Source organism: Thermanaeromonas sp., assembly GCF_021890735.1.
Lineage (GTDB): Bacteria > Bacillota > DSM-521 > Neomoorellales > Neomoorellaceae > Thermanaeromonas.
The window spans coordinates 1-2,813 of sequence record NZ_JAKKUR010000133.1 but is presented as its reverse complement, the minus strand read 5'-3'; the positions used below and the strand labels follow the sequence as shown (position 1 = coordinate 2,813).

The following is a 2,813-nucleotide window of genomic DNA, read 5'->3' as shown; positions in this document are numbered from 1 at the left end:
TGGCATCCCAGCATCCCGCTGGCCACATCACGGTCATCCATTTCTTCCATGGACGTGTTGGGTACCTGTGGCGAGGGATTGTGAAGCCCATATACTGGATTTACCCGTCGCGGCCCCCTGTAAGGTATAGCTTGGGTGATACCCCGCTGGTTGATGGCTTGCACCATATTATTGTACTCCTGGGTCATAAACTGGATCTGCTTATCTAGGATAGAGCGAAGCTGGGGGTCCTTTACATGGGGCCGGTACAACTGAAATAGGTTAATACCATCTATAGTATTAGTTAACACTTCATGTAGCTCCATTACCTCATGGGCTCCTAAGTGGGCAGTCATAAAGATCTCCTCCTGCCAAGGGTAAATTGTTCTTATCTCACCCTTTATTATCCCCTGACAGGAGGAAAATTATTTAATAACCCTCTTCCATTTCTTCCGCTTTACCCCGGAACACGTAATAAACGTAAGCGGTATAAAGGAGAACTATGGGTACCCCCAGCACCGCGATGATAAACATGGTCTTCAAGGTAAGGGGCGAGGAAGAAGCATTGTAAATCGTCAAATTAAGGGCAGGATTAGTAGCAAAAACCAGGTTAGGATACATACCCGCCGCCATGGTAGCCACCATGCCCGCCAAACTCAGGGAGGAACCCACAAAAGCAGTCAGAGCTTTCTCCCGCCGCAAGGCCCCATAAGTAACCACCAGGCCCACCCATAGCAAAAGGGGGAAAACATAAATAACCGGTGTTTTAGCGTAGTTGGCAAAAAGGTGTCTAGCTTCTATGGTGGAATAGAGGGTGGCCAAAAGGTACAGGCCTACCAAGGCCCACCAGGCCGACCCGCCGATGGCGCGAGCCCGCTGGTAAATCTCCCCTTTGGTCTTAACCATGGCGTAAGTAGCTCCCTGCAGAATAAAGGCGGCTAGACCCACCAGCCCTAGGAGCAAGGAATAAGGATTAAGAAGGGTCCAAAAAGTACCTGCATAATTTTGCCCTGTATCCAAGGGGATTCCCCTGGCTACATTCCCTACCGCTACCCCGAAGAGGAGGGCAGGTAGTAGGCTTCCTAGAAAGAAAGCCAGATCCAGGGTCTCTTTCTTTTCCACGAGTTTATTGCGGTATTCTATGGCCACAGCCCGCAGGATTAGGGCAAAGAGTACTAGCATCAAGGCCAGGTAAAAGCCGCTGAAAACAGTGGCATAGACCAAAGGAAAGGCAGCAAAGAGAGCTCCTCCCCCTGTAAGCAACCACACTTCGTTCCCATCCCAGAAAGGTCCCAGGGCGTTAAGAAGTGTCCGTCTTTCCTTGTCCTCCCTAGCTAGCCAGGGATAAAGGACACCTACCCCTAAATCGAATCCATCTAAAACAGTGTATCCGGCCAGCAAGACCATTACTAAAATAAACCAAATGGTATTCAAAGTCATCCTGGCTCCCCCTTCCTATTGTGCTCCGGCTTATTCTATACCCTTTATCTCACTCCATAAGACCCATGCACTCCAGTTACCCCACTAACTTTTAATTGCTCCTTTACATCAGGGCCCATACCGTAGCCCTTGACCTCCCGGAACATAAGGAACAAGAAAGCACCAAACAAGATAACGTAAAAAACGGTGAAAGCTACCAGAGTAGTTAATACCTGACTGGCCGGTAAAGGCGAAACTGCTTGTGCGGTCTTAAGCAACCCGTAGACTATCCAGGGTTGCCGGCCTACCTCGGTAACCAGCCACCCTAACTGGCTGGCCACATAGGGTATAGGTATGGAGTAAAGGAGCACCTTTAAGAAAGAGGAACGGGTGGTAAGCTGACCGCGTAACCACAAGTAAGCACCCCAGAGCATTACTACAGCCAAATATAGCCCTAAAAGGACCATAAGCCGGTAAGCGAAGAAGAGCGGTGCGACAGGTGGCCGGAGTTCTGGGGAAAATTCCTTTAGCCCCTGGATCGTTCCCTGGGTGTCGCCGTACACCAAGAGGCTTAACATCCCAGGAAGCCCTACTTCCAAGGTGTTCCTTTCGTTATCCGGATCAGGCAAAGCGAAGAGAAGTAAAGGTGCCGCCTTTTGAGTTTCCCAGTGGGCTTCAAAGGCTGCAAGCTTTGCGGGCTGGGTATAGGCTACTTGTTGGGCATGGTTATGGCCCAACAGGATCTGGAGCAAGGTAAAGATGAGCCCGAAAATGAAGGCCAATTTCAGGGAAGGCACCGCCATATCCTCGTTTCTCTTCTTAAGCAGGTAATAAGCACTGATACCCGTAACGAAGAAAGCTGCAGTTATATAGGATGCGGCAATGGTGTGCAAGAAACGGGGAACTGTAGAAGGATTGAAGACGGCTTCCACAAAGCTGGTTAACACCGCCCGGCCTCCTTCTATTTGATATCCAGCCGGAGTCTGCTGCCAAGAGTTGGCGGCCAGAATCCAGAAAGCAGAAAGATTGGTGCCCAGGGCTACCATTAAAGCTGCGAAGAAGCGCATAAAGGGGGAAATACGGTTCCTCCCGAAGAGGAGCAATCCGATGAAGGTAGATTCCAGGAAGAAGGCAAAAACCCCTTCCGCCGCCAGAGGAGCTCCAAATATATCGCCTACAAAGCGAGAATAATTGGCCCAATTGGTTCCGAATTGAAATTCTAAAGTTATACCCGTGGCTACACCGATGGCAAAATTTATAGCAAATAACTTGGTCCAAAAGCGGGCTATCTTGTCCCAGACAGGATCCTGGGTCCGCCAATAACGGTACTCCATTATAGCGATGAGCACCGCTAGCCCGATGGTGAGGGGAACATAAAGGAAATGAAAGGCTGACGTCAAGGCAAACTGAATGCG

The 2,813-nt window shown here is 49.9% G+C and carries 2 protein-coding genes and 1 pseudogene; all 3 read right to left on the bottom strand.

Annotation, left to right across the window (positions count from 1 at the left end):
* Positions 1–335 (bottom strand): annotated as a pseudogene (locus tag L5656_RS11145) (spore coat protein); the annotation flags it as partial.
* A 73-nt stretch (positions 336–408) separates the two neighbouring features.
* Entirely contained in the window at positions 409–1,419 is a 1,011-nt protein-coding gene (gene cydB, locus L5656_RS11140) for a cytochrome d ubiquinol oxidase subunit II (RefSeq protein ID WP_297202947.1), read from the bottom strand.
* A 44-nt stretch (positions 1,420–1,463) separates the two neighbouring features.
* Positions 1,464–2,813 (bottom strand): cytochrome ubiquinol oxidase subunit I (locus tag L5656_RS11135; RefSeq protein WP_297202945.1); only part of this gene is annotated, 1,350 nt, incomplete at its 5' end.

Bases quoted from the DNA above. Each gene is read 5' to 3' on its own strand.
- cydB (WP_297202947.1), bottom strand. From the start codon at position 1,419: ATGACTTTGAATACCATTTGGTTTATTTTAGTAATGGTCTTGCTGGCC.